Source organism: Paenibacillus sp. 01T47, from assembly GCF_056398245.1.
On the sequence record NZ_JBFTPA010000017.1, the window covers coordinates 53479 to 76738 of the forward strand.

Here is a 23260-nt window from a genome sequence, read left to right on the forward strand (position 1 = left end):
ATGTGGGAGAATACAATAATTACTCATAAGATTGGAGAGGTGAGAATGAGAGGCGGATACAGTATCCTTAGGGAAATTCATAGAAAAGATTTTATGCCTAATGGGAAGGACTATGGCCTATTAAACTATGAATTCGATAATATGATCCGTTTTCTTGAGAAACAAGGGTACCTAGAAAGAGTATTGAGAGTGGGCGACGCCTATTCGCTAAAACCAGCAAAATTAACGTTAAAGGGACTCCAGCTTCTGAAGGATAAATCTGATTATGAAGAAACCTATCCCGCAAGGAATGGTTTGATTGAATGGGTTAGATCAGAGAAAGAACATTATTCTAATTACTAGGCTCCACCAATCACACAGAAGAGAATGTCCCAAAGATAACATGATTTGCTTAAGAAATCATGTGAATATTGAAAAAATGGCGTTACAGAGATTTATTTCTGTGACGCCTTTTTTTTATTTATTAGACATACCACGGACAATATTAGGCCCTAACCAGCTCTTTGGCATACTGCTTGCCTGCCGAAAGAAGAGTGCCGCTCAGTTCTGGATCGTGAACAGACCGTGCAAGAACAAGAGTGCCGACCATTGTACTGATCAGTGCGCTGCCCTTGGTTGTGTCAATTCCCGCTAGATTCGAGATGAAAGTAATCATCCGCTCCAGTTCGTGGGTAAATACCTGCCGGACCTCTTCGGAAGAACGGGAAATTTCGCCAGAAAGAGCAGGAAGAATGCAGCCCATCTCTGTTTTGTCGCGGTGATACGGACTTAAATAATAATCGATGACACTATTGATTTTGGGATTCTGCTTCTCCTGATCAGCAGCATTCTGCAAAATGGCTATGGTATCGCTGATAGCATACCGGCAGGCTTCGGCGACCAGCTGTTCTTTGTTGTCAAAGTGTGAATAAAACCCTCCATGCGTAAGTCCTGCCCCCTTCATAATGAACGGAACACTTACATCGAGTATACCCTTCGTGCGAAAAGCTTGGGCCGCACTTTCAACGATCTTATTCCGCACTTTCATCTTATGACCTTTGGGATACGGTATTGTAATCACTCCACAGCTTCATAATTCTATCTTCAAAATATTATAGTCGTCATAATATAGGGTGTCAATTGAGTGAATACAGCAACGGTTAGCTAGCGGAAGGGCTTAATACGGTTGTTGACGATTTTAAAATATGATGGTTATAATATATTACGGTCATCATATTTTAAATGGTTTCATCAGGAGGGATCAGAAAATGAGTAAGCTTGAATCCGTAGAAACGTTGGTCATTGGATCAGGTCCGGGAGGTTATGTGGCGGCGCTTCGTTCTTCACAGCTTGGAATGAAGACGGCGATTGTGGAACGCAGTCAGCTCGGCGGGGTCTGCACGCATGTTGGCTGTATTCCATCCAAAGCATTAATTGCAGAATCGCATCGCTATGATTTGCTTAGGCAGTTCAATCATGGGGATGCGGCAGCAGCATTTGAAATTGCGCAGCATTTCAAGCAGGGAATTGTGAAAAAGCAGGCAGGAGGAGTTAGCTATTTATTAAAGACTGCAGGTGTGAGCATTTTGGAGGGAGAGGCCAGTTTGGTTGATGAACATACAGCTATTATTCAGCAAAGCGGCCGGGAGCAAACCATTTCTTTTAGAAACGCCATATTGGCAACGGGATCTCGTCCAATTGAGCTGCAAGCATTTCCGGTTGGAGGACGTATTTTATCTTCCACAGAAGCGCTATCGCTCCCTGAAGTTCCGACCAGTTTGATCGTTATTGGCGGCGGTTATATCGGAATCGAACTAGGCCAAATGTATGCCAAATTTGGAACAAAGGTATCGATTCTAGAAGGAGGAGAACAAGTACTGCCGGGTTTCGAGGCAGACCTCGCGATCCCTGTGGTTCGGCAGTTGAAAGCCGATGGTATTCAAATGATTACTGGGGCGACAGCACAGAAAGTGGTTCAGCATGCTGATTCAATTACACTGCAGTATTTAAAAAATAAGGAGCAACATGAAATTACAGCAGAGTATGTGTTAGTCACTATCGGCAGAAAACCAAATACAGATGGTCATTTAGGGCTTGCGAACATAGGCTTGCCCGTGACGGGCAGGGGACTGATTGAGACAAACGAACAGTGCAGAACGGTTATTCCAAATATTTTTGCCATTGGAGATATTACGGCTGGTCCGGCACTCGCCCACAAGGCTTCTTACGAAGCGAAAATTGCGGCAGAAGCCATTGCTGGTCATGCCTCTGAGGTTAATTATAAAGCCATTCCGCTCGTCGTTTTTTCTCATCCAGAGCTGGCCAGCGTTGGTTTAAATGAAACGGAAGCAAAAGCTAAATCCATCCCGATTGTAATTGGCAAAGCTTCTTTTGCAATCAACGGAAGAGCTTTGGCATTGAGGGAGACTGAAGGGTTTGTGAAAATTTTGGCGGACCCATCCTCAGGAATCGTGATCGGTGCACAAATCGTTGGCGTGGAGGCTTCAACACTCGTATCAGAGCTTGGCCTTGCTATCGAGATGGGAGCAACCGTGGAGGATTTGGCTTTGACCATTCACCCCCATCCGACACTGGGAGAAGTAATTATGGAAGCTGCCGAAAACACGGTCTTAAAAATGATGAAGATAAAAAAAGAGCAGCAGATTTAACTGCAAATAGAGAATGGGAGAGATTGAGGAATGAAAATAAAAGCAGGTTTTTATATTGGGATTGCGGTTGCGCTGATCGTTGGAGGTTCACTTCTTGTTGTTAAAGGAAAGGATGCAGTCAGTCAGGCTGAGATGAGGAAACAAGGTGTGCTTGAGGCGGAGCAAACGACCCTATTTTATCAGAAGAGTCCAGGTTCGATTGTAGAGGTAGGTGTGGCTGCGGGTGACTGGGTAAAACGCGGTGATGTGTTATTTAAGGTTAAATCAGCTGAAGAAGGAGAAGAAGATGTGTTTGCGCTAGATGACGGGTTGATCAGCAGAATTGCGGTTAAGCCGGGGGATCAAGTAAAGCAAGGCGCGCCGATGGCGGTTTTGCAGAAAAATAGCTATTATACAGATCTCTATATACAGGAAAGTGAAATCCAAAAGCTTCAGGTTGATCAAAACATTGGTATTCATTTTCCATACTTGGATGATCCCGCACAGGTGACTGGTGTTGTGACTTCGATTTCAGCGGCCCCTCAATTTGCGAACTTGCGCATGTCACGTGAGAAGGGGCAAGCAGATTTAAGTATGTTTCTTGTCCGAATAGCTGTGGATTCAAATGTTGATTTGCTTCCGGGGATGACAGCGGAGGTGAGACTTGATGAAATCGCTGATTGACGAGTGGAGGTACGTATCGGGCAGTAAGTATTTGCGTTTAATCTTTATTGGCCCGCTAGTTGCGGCCCTATTTTTTGGTTTAATGTTCTCGCATAACCAAATTAGCGAATCGCCCGTTGTAGTCATTGATGAAGACCACAGCTCGTATTCGCGGCAGCTGATCTCAAAAATAAATGCTTCCCCTTACATGAAAGTTACAAATGTGTACGCGAGCCGCCTGAGCCCGGAAATATTGCTTGCAAATGAGCAGGCTGTAGCGGTCATCATGCTACCTAAGCAGCTTCAGCAGCTTCAGCAGCAGGGCATATCAACGAATATCGGCATTTTAATGGATAACACGATGCCCTCAGGGTTAACCGGCATTCGGACAGCGATTCAGGAAGTCATCGTAACGGAAAATATGACCCTTTCTATGTCCCATCTGGTTCAAAAAGGGATGGACGCCGAAACCGCTAGAGGCGTTGTTTCTCCGTTGTCTCTTCAGCAGCGGATGCTATTTAATCCAACTACAAGTTATGTCGGCTTTATGGTGCTTGGTTTTGTAAACATTGTGGTTCTCATGATTACAACAAGCGCAGCAGGCTCTATTGCGCCTCGTTTGCGTCAGGAAGGGAAGCTCTTTGCAAACGGAAAGTCGCCCTTGCAGCTTTGGATTCGCAGTGTACCTTATGCGGTCATGACCGCCCTTTCGCTGCTCTTATGTTATGGATTACTGAAGCAGGTGGGGGGAATGCGGTTTGAAGCGGAGCCTTATCTTTTTATTATCCCATTGCTTGTTTATGCCTTTGCATTGTCACTTATGGGGCTGTTGATCGGCTATTCTGCCAAAGATTTGTCTAAAGTCAATTTGCGAACCAGCTTCGTATTGTATCCGTCATTTCTTGCAACTGGAATTCAACTGACTCCGCTTGCTTTTCCAGAGCCTTTTCAAATTTTTGCGTGGGTATTGCCGATGAACTGGCTTAACCGCCTCATACGCGGGATGGCGTTTCGGGATGGAGCGCTAACAGCCTACAGTCAGGAGCTCGGAGCACTGCTGATCATTATAGGCGGCGTGTCCTTATTCATTGGATTACTGGTACTGCGGGAAGCAGGGAAAACATATTCCAGCCGGGAACGAGTCGTGAGTGCGGACATTCTGCCGAGCAGCGGTTCGTTAAATAGTTAAGTTCCTTACCCGTTCGAATAACGCCCTTGACTAAGATAGATACCCTATTTCAGTCAAGGGAACACGGGGGAATACGAGAGTTCATATTCTCGACTGTTCGAAGGTTTGTTTATTCGCGTTTAATAAATAGTTTAAAGACACTATTTTTCAAATAATCAAGGGAGTAAAAAACAGGTTTATCGTTATCGTCATAGTGGAGCTGCTTTAATAAAATAATTTCATTGCCGAGTACATCGATAGCATTCTGGTCCAACAATTTGGAGCTGTTTAACGCGCAGATTTCAGTAATGGCATAAGCAATATGAATCCCCATCTTGTTTTTCAAAAAATCAAAGATAGCCCCCGTAAATTCCCCATCGATATGCCCTGTGACCAAGCTTTGCGGGAAAATATTATAATAAAAAGCTACCTTGTTCCCATTCGCAGTTCTAGACCGCTCCAATACGACAACGGGTTCATCAATTAGCAGTTGTTTTTTCCAATCGTCCTCCGGCTCACGTGAATAAATCTTGATGTCTAACTCGCTTTCGGTATAGCCCCCGTTTTTAATCATTTGCCCCACACTTTGAAGCTTGCTGAGTGGATTGATTATAAAATCAGAGCGGTTGTTAACGTAAGTACCGACCCCGTTCTTGCTTATAAGAATCCTTTCCCGCTGAAGCATCTTGAGCGCTTCCCGAAGAGTAGGACGACTCACTTCATATTTCTTTGCGAGTTCAGGCTCGGAAGGAAGTCTATCCCCGGGCTGCAGTTCACCCTCGTTAATGCTTCTTTCAATTTCCTCTTTGACTTTGAGGTAAAGCAGTTTCTTCTCCAAATTGCGCTTTTCCTCTCCGTAAGTAGATTATATCTTTCTTCAGATCTATGCTGTCTGACAACATGATTGTAGCATATTTTTGTTTTTTTGATCAACTATACGGCTTATATAGCGCTAATCATCTATACAATTATTTAACATTGGATTGATTGACACTACGAAGATATTTTCCCTATAATTTGAGATGTCAGACAGCATGAGTTTGCATGAAACGAAGAATGGAGGGGTTCTCGAATGAGGCTGTAATGATTCTGTGCTGCTGCTCTGGGCTGCAGAATTTTTAGCTCGTAAGCTTATACCGATCTTCAATTGAAATTCATTTCATTTACCGGAGGGGAAGTTCGTATATGAAGAAAACCATTTTAAGTCTTGTGACTGCATGTGCATTGGTCATTCCTTTCTTCAGCGGAGCTACTGTAACGCATGCAGCAAGCCATTCGGAATTAGCCGCTCACTGGGCGCCTCAGATTTATCAAGATGTGAATGCTGATCTAGACGTTAGAGCCGATTTTATAACCAATTTTAACTATGATGGCGACTTTATTGCACGTAATAATTGGGATAATCTTAACAACTTCAATCAAAATGCTTATGTCTACTATAAGGTATCAGAAACGCTCACTCATTATTTCATCGAGTACGATCTCTTCCACGCTAGGGACGATGCTTATACGAGACCTCTTGATGCGCATGAGAATGACCTCGAAGGTTTGTTCTTAGTCATTAGAAAAGATGGATCTACATATGGATCTTTTCAGCTAATGGAGACTATGGGTCATAATCAGTGGTATGACTATACGAATGATCCTAACATTACTTCAGGCTCAGACGATGTCGATGGCGGGGTTCTATTCAATGGAAGCCATCCTAAAGTATTCAGCCAGGCGAATGGCCAAAGCCCTAGCGGAGGACATGGCGTCAAAGCCTATGACGGATCAAGCGCTCCAGGCGGAGATGGAATTGTTTACAATTATACGGGTACAGCCGAGTTCCCGACCAATACTTCCGGAAGCTACACTAACCAATACGGCTACGATTTAATTGAATGGGGCGATCTTTGGAGCAAAAGAACCGATCCTAACATTTTCTCCTCATTCGGTACATTTGCAGGAGATAATCATACGTCCAACTCAGCAAAAGCGCCTTGGGGCTGGGATGATAGTGACGATGGCCCTGCCCTTCAGGGGATGAACTGGTCAGATCCGGCTCATCAAGTAGACGTACATCTGAATGGTCTTGGTCAATTCTCGCATACGTATGTCTCTAATCCGTATTATTCTCATAAGATTACCTTGCTTAATATGCAGAGTCTAGAGGATCGTGATCCGTTTGGCGGAAAAAGCGATATCTACATCAAAGCTTTTGTAAATGGTCAAGGTCAGACGGACGCTAGGTTCTGGAAAAAAAATGATGCTCCGAAATTCCAAAATTTCAATATCGCTTTCGGCGCAAATGATGCGGAATTTGGACCTAACTTCTCTGAGAGCTACAACACCGTTTATGTTGCCAAACCATCCAATACGAATGTGGAAATCCATGCTTATGATTCAGATGGAACCTCTGGTGACGATGACATGGGATATGTATCGGCCGTTGTTGCTCCTGGAAATACGGTGACATGGAACAACGCTGTAACAAGTAATGGACAAGCCATCATATCAGCGATTGTGTCAGCGAAGTAATTAAAGGATAGAGAATGGGCATAGCCCTATAAAAAATAGGAGGATGGATATGTTTAAGAAACCAACAGCAAAATTATGGGGTACGGCAGTACTGGCAGCTTTTATGGCAACAAGCCTTTTATCGGGATGCGGTGCAAACAAAAATAATCAAGAATCTGCAAATAAAGCAACCAATGCACCAACGAATGCACCGGTAGTGGAAACGGAAAAACCAGCACCAGCATCGAAGAAATTGGTTGTATATGCAGCGCTGAATGAGGATGACATTGTCCAAATTCAGAAGAAATTCAAAGAGGATACAGGGATTGAGTTGGACTATTTGCGTGTAGGTAATGCTGGAGAGACCAGTACGCGAATTCAAGCGGAGAAGGATGCGCCGCAAGCAGATATTTTTGTAGGTGGTTCGGTTGAATTTCATCAGACACTTGCTGATCAAGGGCTGCTTGAGGCCTACACTTCTCCAAATGCCAAAGAAATTGAAGAGCGCTTCAACGATCCGAAAGGCTTCTGGCAAGGATGGTATATGGGTGTTCTAGGTATTGTTCTAAATACGGAAAGATTCAAAAAAGAGCTGGAGCCTAAAGGGATTAAAGAACCGGCTACGTGGGACGACTTGCTTGATCCTGCTTATAAAGGTCAATTTGTAACATCGAACCCTGCGACAGCGGGCGGCGGCTACATCTTTGTTGCAGATCAATTATTCCGCTTGGGTGAAGAGCAAGGCTGGGATTACCTTTCTAAGCTAAATAAAAACGTCCATCACTATACAAAAGCTGCAGGAGACGGGATCAACCTTACAGCAACAGGCGAATTCATTGCTGGAATGTCTTGGGCGCATGATATCGTCAAATCCGCTAAGTCCGGTTACCCGATCAAAGTTATCGTTCCAGAGCAAACCGCATTTGAAATTGGCGGTGTAAGTATCGTAAAAGGCGGAGCGGATCTAGAAAATGCGAAGATATTTGTAGATTGGCTGTTAACGAAGCCAGTTGGAGAAATGAATACTCAGCTCTCCAACCGCTATTCTGTAAGAAAAGATGTAGCTGCTCCAGAAGGCATGATCAAGATTGAAGATGTGAAGCTTGTTGATTATGACAGAACCAAGGCTTCCGAAATGAAAGCAGACGTTGTAACGAAATTTACGGAAATGATCGACAAGAAATAATTAACAGATAAACGAATGCACTCCGCCTGCGACCATGCGTTAGCAAGCGGAGTGTATACACGTTTAACCGAAAGGTGTGAAAGGTTTTGTTTTCAACTACTGTCAAAGACACCTGGGCGGAATTGAAAAGGTTAAAAAATGATCCTGTATTAGCGGCAGCTATTATTGTGATCATGCTTATTACAAGTTATTTTGTTGTGTGGCCAATTCTTAAAGTGATTAGCTTCTCTCAATTAGGGGATTATCCGAAGTTATTTACCTATCCCAGATGGTATCATGCGGCATTGAATAGCTTGTTCATGATGGTGATTTCCAGCATCTCGTGTATGGTCGTCGCATTCATATTTGCCTATACGATGACAAGATTGAACGTTCCATTTAAGGGACTGTTCCGATTTATAACGATCCTGCCTATCGTTTCACCGCCGTTTATTGTGGCGTTATCGTATATCCTCCTCTTTGGCAGACAAGGGATGATTACGAAATATGTGCTGCATGTAAATTTTAATATCTATGGCTGGCACGGCTTATGGCTGGTTCAGACCATAACTTTTTTTCCATACGCTTATGCCGTCATATATGGCGTTATGAAGTCAACCTCAACGAATTTGGAGTATGCGGCTTACAATCTTGGAGCAACGCATTGGCAAGTATTTAAGAACGTACTGCTGCCTCTTTGCAGACCGGGTATTGCGGGCGGGGTGCTAATTGCAGCGATGAGTGTTTTAGCGGATTTTGGAAATCCCATCGTTATAGGCGGAAACTTTAATGTACTGCCGACAGAGGCTTATATGCAAATGTCAGGTATGTTTGATTTGAAATCGGCTTCTGTGCTGTCAACAGCTATTCTGCTTCCTGCACTTGGTTTATTTGTATGGAATAGAGTCTGGGTTGGCAAAAAATCGTATGTTACTGTCACAGGCAAAGAAACATCGCTTGAACATTTCCCTCTGCCTCCTGCTGTGAAATGGACATTGTTTGGATTCTGCATGTTCGTTACAGTCTTTATCCTTGCGGTATATGGCGTTTTGGTATACGGCGCTTTTACTAAAACTTGGGGGTATGATTGGTCGTTTACTCTCGAAAATTTGACGTATGTTGCTGTAAAGGGCCGTGAGATGGTTAACAGTATCAAGTTTGCGGCGATTGCTTCGCTGGCTTCAGGTATTCTGGCTTTGCCGCTCGCTTTTATCGTGCAAAGAAAACGAGTAGGTATTAATCGGTTGCTTGATTTCTTGGCCATATTGCCAGGGGCTGTTCCGGGCGTGTTCCTAGGGCTGGGCTTTGCAATGGCTTTTAATGGACAGCCGCTTCATCTTGCAGGGACTTCTCTTATCATGGTTCTAGCACTCATGGTTTGGAATTTGCCAACCTGCTATAGTGCGTGTCTTGCTGGACTGCAGCAGATCAGCGGAGCGCTTGAGGAGGCATCGCTTAATCTGGGGGCAAGTAACATAACGACTTTCAGGAAGGTGCTTCTTCCGTTATTGAGAGGAGCGTTTATCTCAGGCATTGTCGTATCTTTCCTGCGGTCTGTCACTTGCCTCAGCGTCATCATTTTTATTTACTCAGCAAAAACTTCCGTAGGTACGGTGTCGATTCTCGGGCTTGTACAAAATGGAGAATGGGGTAGTGCATCAGCCTTTACTATCGTACTCATCTCTATCGCTTTCATTGTACTGGCAGCGGCTCAGCTGTTTCTAAAGAAACAAGGCAGATCGATAGAACTTTAAGTGGAGGATAACATGAAGACAGAGGAACAGATGATTCAAATTACGAATATGTCGAAAAGATTTGGTGATTTTGAGGCGATCAGTCAAGTGTCCCTCGATATTCCGGCGGGCAGCTTTACTACGCTGCTCGGGCCAAGCGGTTGCGGCAAAACGACGCTGATGCGGCTGATTGCAGGATTTTATGAACCGGATGCCGGTGAAATATATATTCAAGGCAAAAAAGCGAACGGGCTTCCGGCATTCAAACGCAATACGCCGCTAGTCTTTCAAGAATATGCGCTTTTCCCGCATATGACCGTGTATGAAAATATTGCATACGGCTTAAAGCTTATGAAGCTTCCTCGGCAAGAAGCGAGGGAGAAAGTGGATGCGATGCTGAATATGTTTGAACTTCAAGGGATGCAGGATCGTCTTCCTAGAGCGCTTAGCGGCGGACAGCAGCAGCGAGTTGCCTTTGCAAGAGCACTTATTATGGGACAGAAGATATTATTGATGGATGAACCGCTAAGCAACCTGGATGCCAAAATGAGAGTTGAAGTACGAAATGAGCTTAGAGAGCTGCAGCAGCGCTTGGGAATTACAGCTATCTTCGTGACACATGATCAGGATGAGGCTTTGGCAATCTCTGATCGGATTGCTGTGTTCAACAAAGGGCGTATCGAGCAAGTTGGGACGCCCTGGGACATTTATTTTAAACCGAATAATAAGTTTGTAGCTGATTTTGTAGGGACAGCTAATTTTATAGAGGGTGAAGTTGCAGCGATAGAAGGAGACGAATTGATCATAAAATGCGATGTCTCGGTGCTAAAGGTGCATCGTGGCGATTATCCGTTTCGGTCCGGCGACAGAGTAACCTTGGTCATTCGACCGGAATGTATTTTAATAGGCGAAGCGACAAATGGAGAGGAGAACGTTTGGAGCGGGAGCATTCAAAGAAGCAGCTTTCAAGGACGGATGATTCGTTATTGGATCGATGGATCGCCGCTGCAGTGGATTGTGGATGATTCGAGCCCAAGTGTGCGCGGGTATCTGCAGGGCACCGTGCATTTGTCTGTAGATAAGCAAAAAATTCATCTGCTGCCTATGGAAAGGTGAAACAACGAAACTAACCATAAAGGTGTTGAGATACGATGCGCGCTAAAGTTCAGTTTCTAAATGTAGGCTGGGGAGATGCTCACCTCATTGTGCTCCCTTCAGGAAAAATTTGTTTAATCGATGGGGGAGACGGTGAATCCTCGCCTGTTCAAGACCATCCCTTATCATGGATGAACCGTAACAGCGTTGAACAATTGGACTGGATGATTTTAACGCATATCCACGAGGATCATGTTAATGGGCTTTTGGATATCGCCCGAGTGAAATCAGTAACCAAAGCTATTCTCCCCTATGAACCGTTCATCCTTCCGCCAGAGCAGCTGGTTCAAGAACGAGGGGATGATTTTACAAAAAGAGTATTCGCTATGCTTGCCTCTTATTTGGAGCTGGTTCACGTATTAAGCGAGCAAGGGACTGAAATTATATGGCGGAGCGCCTATGGATCTAGCGAGGACAGTATCGTTTGGTCAGAGGAAGGCGTTGTCTTCACTCATTTGTATCCATGGCATGGCGATCGCCTGCCGGCTTTTGATGTTTTATTTGAAGCGGGCATGAACTCAGCATGCTACGAGGATGATTATATTCTTGAGAATACCGCCAAATTTTTTGAGCTGTCCAATCATGATAGTTCTGTTTATCGGCTTAGCTGCATGGAGGAGCCGGATTCGAATGTTCTTTTTGGCGGTGATTTATTGGAGCCGGGATGGGAGCGTTTAGCACAGCGAATAGACATTAGAAGCTCAATCTTAAAGGTCTCTCATCATGGGCTGCAGGATGGTTTTAATGCGCGCATATTATCTTGGATACAACCGAAGCATTGCATTATACCCATTAGCGTCATACGATCTTCGGCTTTTCTGAATGAATGGGAGGAGCTTCGTTCCAATACAGACGCAACGTTCTATTTGACGGGCAGCCTAGCCCTCGGTGAGAAGCTCGAAATCGAAAATGGAAGTTTAAAGGTTCAAATCGGATTTTAACTATGGATTCATAAACTTATTATTAATCTAGTTGTGATAGGAGTAGTGTAGTAATGAACGAACAGCTAGAAATGGAAGATACGATGATGCAGGATGCGGTCCGATATGTGAAAGAAGCAGGTGCATTGATTTTGGAGCTCATGAAGCAGCCTCTTCAAATTCATGAAAAGAAAAATCAATCCGACCTTGTAACAATAGTAGATATGCAAAGCGAAGAGCTGCTTCGTAATCGAATTATTAAAGATTATCCAAGCCACTGGATTTTATCGGAAGAAACAGATGGCGGCAGAGAAGACTCTCATCATTTATTGCTGCAGCCGCCTTCAGGATACGGGTGGATTATTGACCCCATCGACGGGACAACAAATTTTATTCATAAAATGGCTCATTTTGCGATTTCAGTTGGCATCATAAAGGATGGAGTTCCGATAGGTGGAGTCGTATATAATCCGGTAACGGATGAGCTTTACTTCGGCCGGATACATGGCGGTGCGTTTCTGAACGGCATTCCGATTCAAGTCGGTCAGGAGCAAGAGTTAGGTCAAGCTCTGCTCGGCACGGGATTCCCGGCCAAGGAATGGAAAGCCAATTCAATCGTAGTGGAGCAGATAGCAAAAATAACGGGTGCAGCTAGAGATGTGCGTATTATTGGCTCTGCTAGCCTAGATTTATGTTTAGTGGCATCGGGTAGATTGACTGGATTTTGGCATGATGGGCTTTATCCTTGGGACGTCGCCGCTGGCTTGATTATTATTCAAGAAGCGGGTGGGAAGATATCAAACCGTGCCGGAAATGAATTTAAATTGAGCGATGATACGCTAGTTGCCTCCAATTCGTACATTCACCATTCTTTGTTAGCTGTTTTGAAGTGAGAGCTTTAAAGGAAGCAGGAATATAAAAGAACATAAAGATGACGCCAAGAAATATTTTCCTGAGCGTCATTTTTGTTTTTGTTATCGAAACAAAAATAGATTCGTTGAGCTGTGACGCGTTTTTAGCTTTCAAAAGATGGTCCGCTGTATGATAACAGAGGGTGGACATTGCAATTAGAGTTTGCTATTATTTACCCAACAATATTTTAGAACACGGTTTTATAATATAAAACCACTTCTAGGAGGGGAGCGAGTGAAGGAATATGCCCATCATTCAAGCATTGGATAGAGCACTGAAAATTATCGACTTATTCGATGAGCATCATATGGAGTACAAACTGTCTGAAATAAGCTCAGAAATGGATTTGCACAAAAGTACAGTTCATTCATTGTTGAAAACGCTTCAAATTCATGATTACATTACACAGGATGAGCAGACTGGGAAATACCGCCTCGGGATGAGGTTTGTAGAGAAAGGACAATTGCTTCTCAATCATTTTGATATTCGGGAAATCGCTAGACCGCATCTTAGGGCTTTATCTGCCGCCACTGGCCAAACGACACATTTGGTCATTATGGATGATGGAAAAGAAGGGATATACATTGATAAAGTAGAGGGGCATAAGGCTGCAATTCGTTATTCACGTATCGGTCGCAGAATACCTTTGCATAGCAGCGCCGTGGGTAAGGTATTGGCGGCTTTCCGGTCTATCAAAGAACAGGTGCAGATTGCGGAAGGACATACGTTTGTTAAGCTTACGGATAAGACGATCGACAACCCCGAAGCTTTTTGGAAAGAGTTGGAGCAAGTCAGGAAGCAAGGTTATGCTATTGATAATGAGGAGAATGAGCCGGGGGTCCGGTGTGCCGCTGCTCCGATATACAATCATAACGGACAAGTGATAGCGGCGATGAGCATATCCACCATGGTAGCACACGTTGATGATCAAGAACTGGCACATTTAATTGACCTGATTCGGCAGGAAACGAGTGAAATTTCTCGCCAGCTAGGTTATCAGTTCTAAGATGAGCTTCCTGAGCAATAACTATTGAGTTAATGCTAGATCGACATGCGATGAAAGCAAGTCGATCTATATTATAATTTGAGAACGTCGTTTTATATTATAAAACAAGGAGAGGTTAAAATGAGAATTATTCGATATCGTGATGGCGTAGAGCAATGTTTGGCAGCAGTAACTGACGAGGATAAGGTATTCAAATTGGCGGATTCGGACTTTATATCATTCCTTGAACGAATCGAGAAGGCAGGAAAAACACCACTTGAAGACGTGAATGATGTGATCCGTTCAAATCAGCCGCTGGATAGGGAGTTTGCTAGTCTTGAATTACTTATGCCAGTAGCTGCCCCTGAAGTATGGGCAGCCGGTGTAACCTATGCGCGCAGCAAGGAAGCTAGAAATTATGAGGCGACTGGCGGCAAGCTAAATGCATCCACCTACTATGACAAGGTGTATGATGCAGAAAGGCCAGAATTGTTCATGAAATCTACAGCAGCTCGGACGGTTGGCCATTTTGATAATGTTTGCTTGAGAAGCGACTCGAATTGGCAGGTTCCGGAACCGGAGCTTGGTTTGGTTTTAAATAAGCGAGGCCATATTGTAGGATACATTATTGGCAACGATATGAGCTGCCGCGATATTGAAGGAGAGAATCCGTTATATCTTCCGCAAGCCAAGGTTTGGAAACAATCATGCTCAATTGGACCGATCATAAGATTAGCCGAAACGATTCAAGATCCCTACCAGTTGCAGATCACTTTGCGGATTTACAGAGATGGAGAAAAAGTAGTCGATGAATCAGCAAGCACGGGACAGCTTAAACGCAAGCTGGAGGAACTCGTTTCCTTTCTGCTCAGGGATAATATTGTGTACGATGGTACGATCCTCCTCACGGGTACATGTATCGTTCCTCCGAATCAGTTCACACTTGCACCTGAAGATGTCATTGAAATCGAAATCACCAGCCTTGGAACACTAGTGAATACTGCTGTTTTGGCCTAAATAGCAATTTAAAAAAGAGAGGAAGATTAAAATGGTAAAAATAAATTACGCCATATATAACAACTACATTAATGGCGAATGGAGAAGCTCCGAGAGCGGCAGAACGCAGAAAAGTATAAGTCCAGCAAATAAAAACGAAGTCGTAGGTATGATCCCAGATTCGACTAAACGGGATCTAGAGGATGCTGTTGCAGCTGCAAAGGCGGCCAAGTTTGCTTGGCGTAAGCTAACGGGATCACAGCGGGGTAATTTGCTGTTCAAAGCAGCCGATATTATGGAAAGTAGAATGAATGAAATCGGTGAAGCGATGACGAGGGAAATGGGTAAGACATTACCCGAGGCGAAGGGCGAGACGGCACGTGGAGTGGCCATTCTGCGTTATTATGCAGGAGAAGGCATGCGTAAAATTGGTGATGTTATACCTTCTTCCGATCCAGATGCTTTCTTGTATACTACAAGGTCACCGCTCGGAACGGTAGGGGTGATCTCCCCTTGGAATTTCCCAGTTGCTATTCCTATTTGGAAAATCGCACCTGCATTAATATATGGGAACTCGGTCGTATGGAAGCCAGCAACGGAAACAGCGGTTACAGCAGCGAAAGTTATGCAATGCTTCCATGATGCAGGCTTACCAGCCGGTGTTCTGAATATGATCGTAGGCAGTGGCAGCGTCATTGGTCAAGGTATTGCGGAACATGCTGATATTAACGGAATCACCTTCACGGGCTCCAATGCGGTAGGGCAAGCGGTAGGGCAAGCAGCGTTGGCGCGCGGGGCTAAGTATCAGCTGGAGATGGGCGGTAAAAACCCGATCCTAATTGCGGCAGATGCAGACATTGATTTTGCGGTTGAAGCGACAATTAGCGGGGGTCTTCGTTCTACTGGCCAGAAGTGCACTGCGACAAGCCGAGTTATCGTAGTGAAGGATGTTTATGAGGAGTTCAAGTCGAAGCTGCTCCAGAAGGTGACTGAATTGAAGGTTGGAGATGGAATGGATGGACAGACATGGTTAGGCCCATGTGCGAATGAAAAACAAATGGAAACCGTTCTATCTTACATTAGTAAGGGTGTAGAAGAAGGGGCAGTATTGCTGTATGGCGGCACAAGACCAACTGAGGGCGCATTATCAGATGGCTTCTATGTCACGCCAGCGATTTTTGATAAAGTGACTTCAAAAATGTCGATTGCTCAAGAAGAAATATTCGGGCCTGTGCTTACACTAATCGAAGTGAACGATATTCAAGAAGCGATAGAGATTGCTAACGATACGGATTATGGTCTTAGCGCATCAATTTATACCCGTAATATCGGAAACGCTTTGCAGTTCGTTCAAGATATGGAAGCGGGTCTCATCCGTATTAATGCAGAGACAGCCGGTGTTGAGCTTCAAGCACCGTTCGGGGGTATGAAACAGTCCAGTTCGCATTCAAGGGAGCAAGGCCAAGCCGCTATTGAATTCTATACTTCAATCAAAACCGTATTCATTAAGCCATAATGACAACACAAGGGATGGATGGTGTGAAATGAATGAAGGCTTCGAAACGATAATGGGCAAGGATATTGATTCTTATTTTGACATCTATACGCATGCTCCAGGACCAAGCGGCTCCTTGCCGCTTACCCCGGATATGCTTCGTAATTCACCAAGCGGTGATTTATTCGGATTAACACAGAACGTTGGCATGGGATGGGATCCGAAGAAGCTTTTGGGAAAGCAAATACTCATTCTTGGAACCCAAGGCGGCATTCGAGATGAGGACGGCCGCCCGATCGCTCTTGGCTATCATACGGGACATTGGGAAGTTGGAATCATGATGAAAGCCGCAGCGGAGGAAATCACAGGTCTTGGTGGCGTGCCCTTCGCGGGTTTCGTGAGCGATCCTTGTGATGGCCGTTCACAAGGGACGACGGGGATGTTCGATTCACTGCCGTTTCGCAATGATGCGGCCATGGTATTAAGACGTCTTATCCGTTCCTTGCCGCAACGCTCGGCCGTATTGGGGGTAGGCACTTGTGACAAAGGATTACCATCCATGATGTTGGCTCTGGCAGGGATGGGTAAACTTCCTGGCGTAATTGTTCCAGGCGGCGTTACGCTTCCACCGACCCAAGGCGAGGATGCAGGCAAGATTCAAACGATTGGCGCGAGATATACGAATGGTGAACTCTCGCTTGAGGAAGCGGCTGATCTCGGTTGCCGCGCGTGCGCGACACCTGGTGGAGGCTGTCAGTTCTTAGGAACAGCGGGAACGGCACAGGTGATAGCGGAGGCTCTTGGTATGACCGTTCCTCATGCTGCACTGGCACCGTCAGGACAGCCGGTGTGGGAGGAAATGGCAAGGCAATCTGCGAGAGCTGCTCTCAAAATGGCGGAGAGCGGACTGACGACAGGCCAAATTGTAACGGATCATGCCATTCGAAATGCGATGGCCGTTCATGCAGCCTTCGGCGGATCAACGAATTTGCTGCTCCATATTCCTGCAATCGCACATGCGGCGGGGCTCTCCCTGCCAACTGTCGCTGATTGGGCAGAAGTCAACCGCAGCGTCCCACGATTAGTCAGCGTTCTTCCTAATGGACCAGAACATCACCCGACAGTGAGAGCTTTCCTTGCTGGCGGTGTACCTGAGGTTATGCTGCATATGCGCAAACTTGGCGTTTTGGATGAGAAGTCGCTTACGGTAACAGGCAATACGATTGGGGAGACGCTGGATTGGTGGGAATCGTCAGAACGCCGCCACCGCATGCGCCGGCATTTGCTGGAGAACGAGGGGATTGATCCAGACCGCGTCATCTTCAACCCGGAACGCGCCAAACAAGCAGGGCTGACCTCGACTGTGACTTTCCCGACAGGAAACATTTGTCCCGAGGGCTCTGTTATTAAATCGACTGCAATTGATCCTTCAATGGTTGACAGTGATGGGGTCTATCGCCACGTCGGCAGGGCGAAAGTGTTCACGACGGAACGTGCGGCAATCCATGCGATAAAAAACAAAGGCATCGTTACCGGGGATATTATGGTACTCATTGGGCGCGGCCCATCGGGTACGGGGATGGAAGAGACTTATCAGCTGACTTCAGCGCTTAAACATCTGCCCTTCGGCAAAGAAGTATCACTGCTTACAGACGCACGCTTCTCGGGCGTCTCAACTGGCGCTTGTATAGGTCATATTGGACCCGAGGCCCTTGCTGGCGGACCCGTTGGCCAGCTTCGCAATGGCGATTGGATTGACATCCGTATCGACCTCCGTCAATTAGAGGGACATGTCGAAATGGTAGGCAGCGGTGAGGTGCCGGAGGATTCGGAAGTGGGAACGAATGTATTGGCTTCTAGAAAACCTCATCCCGATCTCGCGAAAGACCCTGGTCTTCCTGACGACACTCGGTTATGGGCTGCACTGCAAGCAGCGAGCGGCGGCACATGGCGGGGATGCGTCTATGACGTAGACAGAATCGTCAAACTGCTGGAAGCGGGTATGAACACGGCAGAAGGCCAGGAAATAATGAACAGTTAAACAAGATTTAAAGGAGAGTTGGGGAACATGATTAACAATCCCATACTGCGAGGATTTCATCCTGATCCATCTATCTTGCGTGTAGGAGAAGACTATTATATTGCAACTTCGACATTTGAATGGGTCCCGGGAGTACGTGTTCACCATTCCAAGGATTTGGTGAATTGGCGTCCGCTCACTTCGATATTGACACGTTCTTCACAATTGAATATGGAAGGCAACATCAATTCCGGTGGCGCGTGGGCACCATGCTTAAGCTATCATGAAGGCGTTTTCTATCTTATTTATACAGATGTAAAAAGTCGCACGGGAGCCTTCAAGGATACTCATAATTATATGGTGACGGCGGACGATATAATGGGGCCTTGGTCTGAGCCCATTTATTTGAACAGCAGCGGTTTCGATCCTTCCTTATTTCATGATGAGGATGGTCGCCAATGGTTGGTGAATATGATCTGGGATCATAGGAGAGGGACAAACTCTTTCGCTGGCACTATTCTTCAGGAATACTCGAAGGAAAAGAAGAAACTTATTGGTCCTAAGAAAAATATTTTTCTAGGCACACAGCTGAGATTAACCGAAGGGCCTCATTTATATAAACGAAATGGATACTATTACTTGCTGACAGCTGAAGGTGGAACGCAATATGAACACGCTGTCACGATGGCGCGTTCTCGGCATATCGATGGTCCTTATGAAGTTGATCCCGCGAATCCAATCTTGACATCTGCGGGAAAGCCGGAATTGAAATTACAAAAGGCGGGGCATGCTTCACTAGTGGAAACGCAGAACGGCGAGTGGTATATGGTTCACCTCGTCGGTCGTCCTGTGATTGATAAGCGATGTATGCTCGGCAGAGAAACGGCCATTCAGCGCTGTCATTGGACGGATGATGATTGGATCGCTGTTGACGGAGGAGCCAATTCGCCGCAATATGTGGTGCAAGCACCTCAATTGCCAACACATCCATTCCCTGCTGAACCGAGCCTCGACCACTTTGATAGAGCACAGCTTGGGCTGCAATGGAACACCCTTCGCATCCCTGCAAGTCCCGATTGGCTATCCTTAACGGAAAGGCCAGGATTTTTGCGGCTTCGCGGCCAGGAGTCCATGAGTTCAACGCATCGCCAAAGTCTTGTCGCGCGTAGACAGCAATCGATGTATTGTGAAGCGGAAACATCCATTGAATACCGTCCAGAGCATTATCAGCAAATGGCGGGATTGATTCTGTTCTACGATACCCGTGATTATGTCTATTTACGCCTGACTCATCACGAGAAATTAGGTACATGTATTGGGATTGTACAATCAGAAAATGGAATCTATAACGAAATACTGGATCAAGATATTCCAATTGCGGATGGAACATACCGATTGAAGGTGAGTATTCAGCGTGAAATGGCCAGGTTCATGTATGCGGGCCAGACAGGGGAATGGATTGTGATTGGCCCACAGCTTGATGTTAGCCATTTATCTGATGAATATGCTGATTATATTCGTTTTACAGGCAATTTTATCGGTGTTTGCGTCCAAGACTTAAGCGGGGAACGCAAGCACGCTGATTTCGATTATTTTCGATATGATGAGTATGATGATGTGCAGACGGATCATTAAATAAAGATTACAGCAGATATTACGTCTTATACGACCCATAGCTTTGTTGTGGGTTTTGTGTAAATAGAGCTGCAGGTGGACTCGGGTGGTAATACCAACAAATCCAGCTGGGAAAAATAGATTTTTTTGTTGAATACTATATATCTGAGGACCTTCCCATTTCTTTCGGTGTTAGTGGTGTGCTTAACACTTGAAGATTTGGGGAGGTACTCCTTTTTCTGGGCTTAAAAATGATCAATCCTGTATGGCTTCGGGGTTATGAAATGAAATCACTAACAAAACAATTGGCTTGAAAGAGGGACAGAATGATGAACAATGCTGTCAGATTCTTGATTAGTTCCTTACCTGGAAAAACCATCATTCGAACGATCATGTTCTCATATTTAATTGTAAACATTCTACTTTTATTGTTGCTGGGACTATTATCCGTTCAGGACTCAACTAAAAGTCTTACCAAAGAAGTCACTCAATCCAGCTACAAAATAATGGAGCAGGCAGCACGCGGGCTTAGCTTCAATCTTGAAGAAGCGACTCGCCCGCTCGTTCTTCTAACAGGCCATTATTCGGTTGGAAGCTTGATGAATCCAGGCAGGGAAATGGATATCGCAGGACGCATCCAGCATGAGAGGAATATCGCGGACCTAGCATTTGGCGTATCTTCCTTGCAATCAATGGTAAGTGATGTTTTGATCTTGGGCAAAAATGGCTATGTAAACAACCTAGATGGCAGAAAATCACTTCGGTGGGATTATCCTTTCACCGAACAAACTTGGTTTAGGCAGGCGATCTCGGATACTCCAAACAAAGGATTCATTACGCTTGGACTCCATACGCAGGACTATTACTTAGAAAATAATATTTCAAAATATAACATGCCGACGTTATCGATCGCTCTTCCGGTTAAAGATTATACCCTTAGAACGATCGGGGCTGTCATTGCTAATCTGGATTTAGCCAAAATCAACGGGATGTTTGAATTTAGCTCCTATCAAAACAATGAAAGCATCTTTATGATCGATAATCAGCAGACTATCATCGCCCATAAGGATAGTACGGCAATCGGGACAAAACTTGACTTCTCAGGTATCGAGCTTATTTATGCCAGCGACTCAGGAAGTTTCGTTACCGAGCTTGGCGGAAATGAGACACTTGTTATATTCCACCCTACTGCCGTTCAGGGTTGGAGAATGATCTCGACGATTCCGATGTCTGTCATCAGAGGACAATCAGACTCACTGAAGTCAAACTTGATCGGTTTTATTTATCTTTGTTTGCTGCTCAACCTCCTCATATCCATCTTGAACACCGCTCGGATATCCCGCCCATTTGGGCAACTGCTCTCAACATTGGACAAGATTGGCGAAGACAGTATTTATATCATTAAGAATAAATACAGGTATCGCGAATTGGATTTGATAGGCGACAAATTTAGGGAACTGGTCATCCGGATCGAAACGTTGGTCAAACAAAATTATCAATCAGATATTGCACTAAAAGAGGTAGAGCTTAAAACGCTGCAGTCCCAGATCAATCCACACTTTCTATTCAATACGCTGCAACTGCTGCAAACCGAAATTGTATGTGGAAGCACGGAGGATTCCAACCATTTGGTGTTGTCATTGAGCAGTCTGCTAAGGTATTCCATGAAGCAATCGGAAGAGATGGTGGAGCTGGAACAAGAAATTCAGAACGTCAGGGATTATCTCTATATTGTGAACAAAAAATATGACGATCGAATTGACATCGAGTTTCTTATTCCGGACGAGTCGATTCTAAAAAACAGAACGATCAAGTTGATCCTGCAGCCTCTCGTAGAAAACGTGGTTTTTCATGGATTTGGCGAAAATCCGCAGTCAGCAAAAATGACGATTAGGGTTATGACAGTCAAAAAAGGAATTATGATCGTTATCCAAGATAATGGAAAAGGGATATCAAGGAGCAGAAGCCGTCAATTGGCAAGGCAATTGAAGCAACAAGACTTTAAGCCGGATGGGATAGGCCTATTCAACGTCAATCAGCGTATCCGATTGAAATTCGGACCTGATTACGGACTGAAGATTAGAAGCAGGCAAGGGGTATTTACAACGGTTTATATCGTGTTGCCCAGAACGTGATATCTTCGGGGAGGTAGCGAGCATGAAATTGCTTATTGTGGACGATCAATTATCTTTGCATAGATATTTAGATAAAGTGATGGATTGGAAGGAGCTAGGGTTTGTGAAGGTGCAACATGCATATGACGGAGAAGAAGCGGCCAACATGGTAGAAACCTTCCGTCCCGATCTGATGATCATGGATATTCATATGCCGTTGCTCGACGGAATCGAGTCGCTGAAGCGGATTCAACATTTGGACAAAATACCGCGAACAATTATTTTAAGTGCGTATGATCAATTCGAATATGCACGGGATGCGCTTCGACTTCATGTTTCCCAGTACCTGTTAAAGCCGGTCGATGCCGAATTGCTTCGGGATGCTTTGCGTGAGCTGATTCAACAGTCCGTATCGGATGCTCAGAAATCGATTCGCAGTGAACTCGATCGGACGATATACGCTGGACAGATCGAAGCAAATTCGTTGATAAACTTCCGAGACTGCCTAGAATTTCTCGCCATCGAACGTTTTGCAATTTTGACATTCGAGAACAGTCTGCCATCGGACGATGATTATTCTTGCTTGCTGCAAGAACAAGCGGTCATCAAAATCCACTGTGTTATGTGTTGTAAAAACCGCAAGGAGCAAGTAGTGCTAGTCGGCGGGTGGGACGATCTGTCTAGCGGTCAATTGAGGGAATTAAGTGAATCTGTGATGGAAAAAGTGGCAGAGTCATCACCGTCTCACACATTGTCTGTCGGAATCAGCTCAATTACCCAAGATGCCGAATTTCTGCCACAGCTAATTTCCGAGAGCATGCTAGCGGTAAGAGCGCCTGCTTCGGAAACCGGATCCAAGCTTCAGGATGCTGTGCGGCGGATTAAACCGTATGTAGAAACCCGATATCAAGAGGATTTATCTTTGCAATCAGTGGCAGATCGCTTCGATATAGACAAGTATCAATTAAGTCGTGCGTTCAAACAGGAATTCGGTGTGAATTATTGGGCTTATGTGATCCAGGTGCGGATGATTAAAGCCGCAGAACTACTCGTTGGAACGAATTGGAGGAACAACCACATCGCGGAGCATATCGGTTTTTTGGACGAGAGTCACTTTAGCCGCGCTTTCAAAAAGTATTTCGGCGTAACGCCTAAAGAGTACCGCGCATCGTCTATTCGACCCAATTAATCGGA

19 protein-coding genes are annotated in these 23260 nt (G+C 45.1%); 17 read left to right on the plus strand and 2 right to left on the minus strand.

The window, feature by feature from the left end; all coding sequences use genetic code 11:
- Positions 1–342, plus strand: a complete 342-nt coding sequence (locus AC1DOV_RS26205) for a hypothetical protein (protein ID WP_477551401.1) — start codon at positions 1–3, stop codon at positions 340–342.
- A 142-nt stretch (positions 343–484) separates the two neighbouring features.
- On the opposite strand, the gene AC1DOV_RS26210 is transcribed toward AC1DOV_RS26205, so the two are convergent.
- Complete coding sequence (locus AC1DOV_RS26210; protein ID WP_441880816.1) at positions 485–1051, minus strand: TetR/AcrR family transcriptional regulator; 567 nt, start codon at positions 1049–1051, stop codon at positions 485–487.
- A gap of 196 nt (positions 1052–1247) precedes the next feature.
- On the opposite strand from AC1DOV_RS26210, the gene lpdA reads away from it, so the two are divergent.
- Genes lpdA through AC1DOV_RS26225 form a run of 3 tightly spaced genes read left to right on the plus strand, consistent with a single transcriptional unit; the run spans position 1248 to position 4479 of the window.
- The gene (gene lpdA / locus AC1DOV_RS26215) at positions 1248–2648 is read left to right on the plus strand and encodes a dihydrolipoyl dehydrogenase (RefSeq protein ID WP_477551402.1); all 1401 of its coding nucleotides are present in this window, start codon (positions 1248–1250) and stop codon (positions 2646–2648) included.
- A gap of 30 nt (positions 2649–2678) precedes the next feature.
- Positions 2679–3311, plus strand: a complete 633-nt coding sequence (locus AC1DOV_RS26220; protein ID WP_477551403.1) for a biotin/lipoyl-containing protein — start codon at positions 2679–2681, stop codon at positions 3309–3311.
- Positions 3295–4479 (plus strand): ABC transporter permease, encoded by a 1185-nt coding sequence (locus AC1DOV_RS26225; protein WP_477551404.1) that lies wholly within the window; start codon positions 3295–3297, stop codon positions 4477–4479. Before AC1DOV_RS26220 ends, AC1DOV_RS26225 begins: the two co-directional genes overlap by 17 nt.
- Before the next feature lie 109 nt (positions 4480–4588).
- Here the strand turns inward: AC1DOV_RS26225 and AC1DOV_RS26230 are convergent, their stop codons facing one another.
- Positions 4589–5296 (minus strand): GntR family transcriptional regulator, encoded by a 708-nt coding sequence (locus tag AC1DOV_RS26230; protein ID WP_477551405.1) that lies wholly within the window; start codon positions 5294–5296, stop codon positions 4589–4591.
- A 347-nt stretch (positions 5297–5643) separates the two neighbouring features.
- On the opposite strand from AC1DOV_RS26230, the gene AC1DOV_RS26235 reads away from it, so the two are divergent.
- The 13 genes from AC1DOV_RS26235 to AC1DOV_RS26295 all read left to right on the plus strand — a co-directional run bounded on the left by AC1DOV_RS26235 (position 5644) and on the right by AC1DOV_RS26295 (position 23255).
- The gene (locus tag AC1DOV_RS26235; RefSeq protein ID WP_477551406.1) at positions 5644–6978 is read left to right on the plus strand and encodes a hypothetical protein; all 1335 of its coding nucleotides are present in this window, start codon (positions 5644–5646) and stop codon (positions 6976–6978) included.
- 49 nt (positions 6979–7027) lie between these two features.
- On the plus strand, positions 7028–8143 hold the full coding sequence (locus tag AC1DOV_RS26240) for an ABC transporter substrate-binding protein (RefSeq protein WP_477551407.1): 1116 nt from the start codon (positions 7028–7030) through the stop codon (positions 8141–8143).
- Between the two features lie 86 nt (positions 8144–8229).
- Entirely contained in the window at positions 8230–9876 is a 1647-nt protein-coding gene (locus AC1DOV_RS26245) for an ABC transporter permease (RefSeq protein ID WP_477551408.1), read from the plus strand.
- 12 nt (positions 9877–9888) lie between these two features.
- On the plus strand, positions 9889–10971 hold the full coding sequence (locus AC1DOV_RS26250; RefSeq protein ID WP_477551409.1) for an ABC transporter ATP-binding protein: 1083 nt from the start codon (positions 9889–9891) through the stop codon (positions 10969–10971).
- A gap of 35 nt (positions 10972–11006) precedes the next feature.
- A complete protein-coding gene (locus tag AC1DOV_RS26255) occupies positions 11007–11951 on the plus strand; it encodes a ComEC/Rec2 family competence protein (RefSeq protein ID WP_477551410.1) in 945 nt (314 codons plus the stop codon).
- 53 nt (positions 11952–12004) lie between these two features.
- Complete coding sequence (locus tag AC1DOV_RS26260) at positions 12005–12823, plus strand: inositol monophosphatase family protein (protein ID WP_477551411.1); 819 nt, start codon at positions 12005–12007, stop codon at positions 12821–12823.
- A 263-nt stretch (positions 12824–13086) separates the two neighbouring features.
- Positions 13087–13848, plus strand: coding sequence for an IclR family transcriptional regulator (locus tag AC1DOV_RS26265; RefSeq protein WP_477551412.1), 762 nt, complete (start codon positions 13087–13089; stop codon positions 13846–13848).
- Between the two features lie 120 nt (positions 13849–13968).
- Complete coding sequence (locus tag AC1DOV_RS26270; protein WP_477551413.1) at positions 13969–14844, plus strand: fumarylacetoacetate hydrolase family protein; 876 nt, start codon at positions 13969–13971, stop codon at positions 14842–14844.
- A gap of 31 nt (positions 14845–14875) precedes the next feature.
- Positions 14876–16339, plus strand: a complete 1464-nt coding sequence (gene gucD, locus AC1DOV_RS26275) for an alpha-ketoglutaric semialdehyde dehydrogenase GucD (protein WP_477551414.1) — start codon at positions 14876–14878, stop codon at positions 16337–16339.
- Positions 16340–16367: 28 nt separating this feature from the next.
- A complete protein-coding gene (locus AC1DOV_RS26280; protein WP_477551415.1) occupies positions 16368–18359 on the plus strand; it encodes a YjhG/YagF family D-xylonate dehydratase in 1992 nt (663 codons plus the stop codon).
- A 27-nt stretch (positions 18360–18386) separates the two neighbouring features.
- Entirely contained in the window at positions 18387–19973 is a 1587-nt protein-coding gene (locus AC1DOV_RS26285; protein ID WP_477551416.1) for a glycoside hydrolase family 43 protein, read from the plus strand.
- 305 nt (positions 19974–20278) lie between these two features.
- Entirely contained in the window at positions 20279–22087 is a 1809-nt protein-coding gene (locus tag AC1DOV_RS26290; RefSeq protein ID WP_477510368.1) for a sensor histidine kinase, read from the plus strand.
- A gap of 22 nt (positions 22088–22109) precedes the next feature.
- On the plus strand, positions 22110–23255 hold the full coding sequence (locus tag AC1DOV_RS26295; RefSeq protein ID WP_477551417.1) for a response regulator transcription factor: 1146 nt from the start codon (positions 22110–22112) through the stop codon (positions 23253–23255).
- Positions 23256–23260 lie beyond the last annotated feature (5 nt).

Excerpts from the sequence above, each read along its gene's own strand:
- AC1DOV_RS26205 (WP_477551401.1), top strand. The coding sequence starts at position 1 with ATGTGGGAGAATACAATAATTACTCATAAGATTGGAGAGGTGAGAATG.
- lpdA (WP_477551402.1), top strand. The coding sequence starts at position 1,248 with ATGAGTAAGCTTGAATCCGTAGAAACGTTGGTCATTGGATCAGGTCCG.
- AC1DOV_RS26220 (WP_477551403.1), top strand. The coding sequence starts at position 2,679 with ATGAAAATAAAAGCAGGTTTTTATATTGGGATTGCGGTTGCGCTGATC.
- AC1DOV_RS26225 (WP_477551404.1), top strand. The coding sequence starts at position 3,295 with ATGAAATCGCTGATTGACGAGTGGAGGTACGTATCGGGCAGTAAGTAT.
- AC1DOV_RS26235 (WP_477551406.1), top strand. The coding sequence starts at position 5,644 with ATGAAGAAAACCATTTTAAGTCTTGTGACTGCATGTGCATTGGTCATT.
- AC1DOV_RS26240 (WP_477551407.1), top strand. The coding sequence starts at position 7,028 with ATGTTTAAGAAACCAACAGCAAAATTATGGGGTACGGCAGTACTGGCA.
- AC1DOV_RS26250 (WP_477551409.1), top strand. The coding sequence starts at position 9,889 with ATGAAGACAGAGGAACAGATGATTCAAATTACGAATATGTCGAAAAGA.
- AC1DOV_RS26255 (WP_477551410.1), top strand. The coding sequence starts at position 11,007 with ATGCGCGCTAAAGTTCAGTTTCTAAATGTAGGCTGGGGAGATGCTCAC.
- AC1DOV_RS26260 (WP_477551411.1), top strand. The coding sequence starts at position 12,005 with ATGAACGAACAGCTAGAAATGGAAGATACGATGATGCAGGATGCGGTC.
- AC1DOV_RS26265 (WP_477551412.1), top strand. The coding sequence starts at position 13,087 with ATGCCCATCATTCAAGCATTGGATAGAGCACTGAAAATTATCGACTTA.
- AC1DOV_RS26270 (WP_477551413.1), top strand. The coding sequence starts at position 13,969 with ATGAGAATTATTCGATATCGTGATGGCGTAGAGCAATGTTTGGCAGCA.
- gucD (WP_477551414.1), top strand. The coding sequence starts at position 14,876 with ATGGTAAAAATAAATTACGCCATATATAACAACTACATTAATGGCGAA.
- AC1DOV_RS26280 (WP_477551415.1), top strand. The coding sequence starts at position 16,368 with ATGAATGAAGGCTTCGAAACGATAATGGGCAAGGATATTGATTCTTAT.
- AC1DOV_RS26285 (WP_477551416.1), top strand. The coding sequence starts at position 18,387 with ATGATTAACAATCCCATACTGCGAGGATTTCATCCTGATCCATCTATC.
- AC1DOV_RS26290 (WP_477510368.1), top strand. The coding sequence starts at position 20,279 with ATGATGAACAATGCTGTCAGATTCTTGATTAGTTCCTTACCTGGAAAA.
- AC1DOV_RS26295 (WP_477551417.1), top strand. The coding sequence starts at position 22,110 with ATGAAATTGCTTATTGTGGACGATCAATTATCTTTGCATAGATATTTA.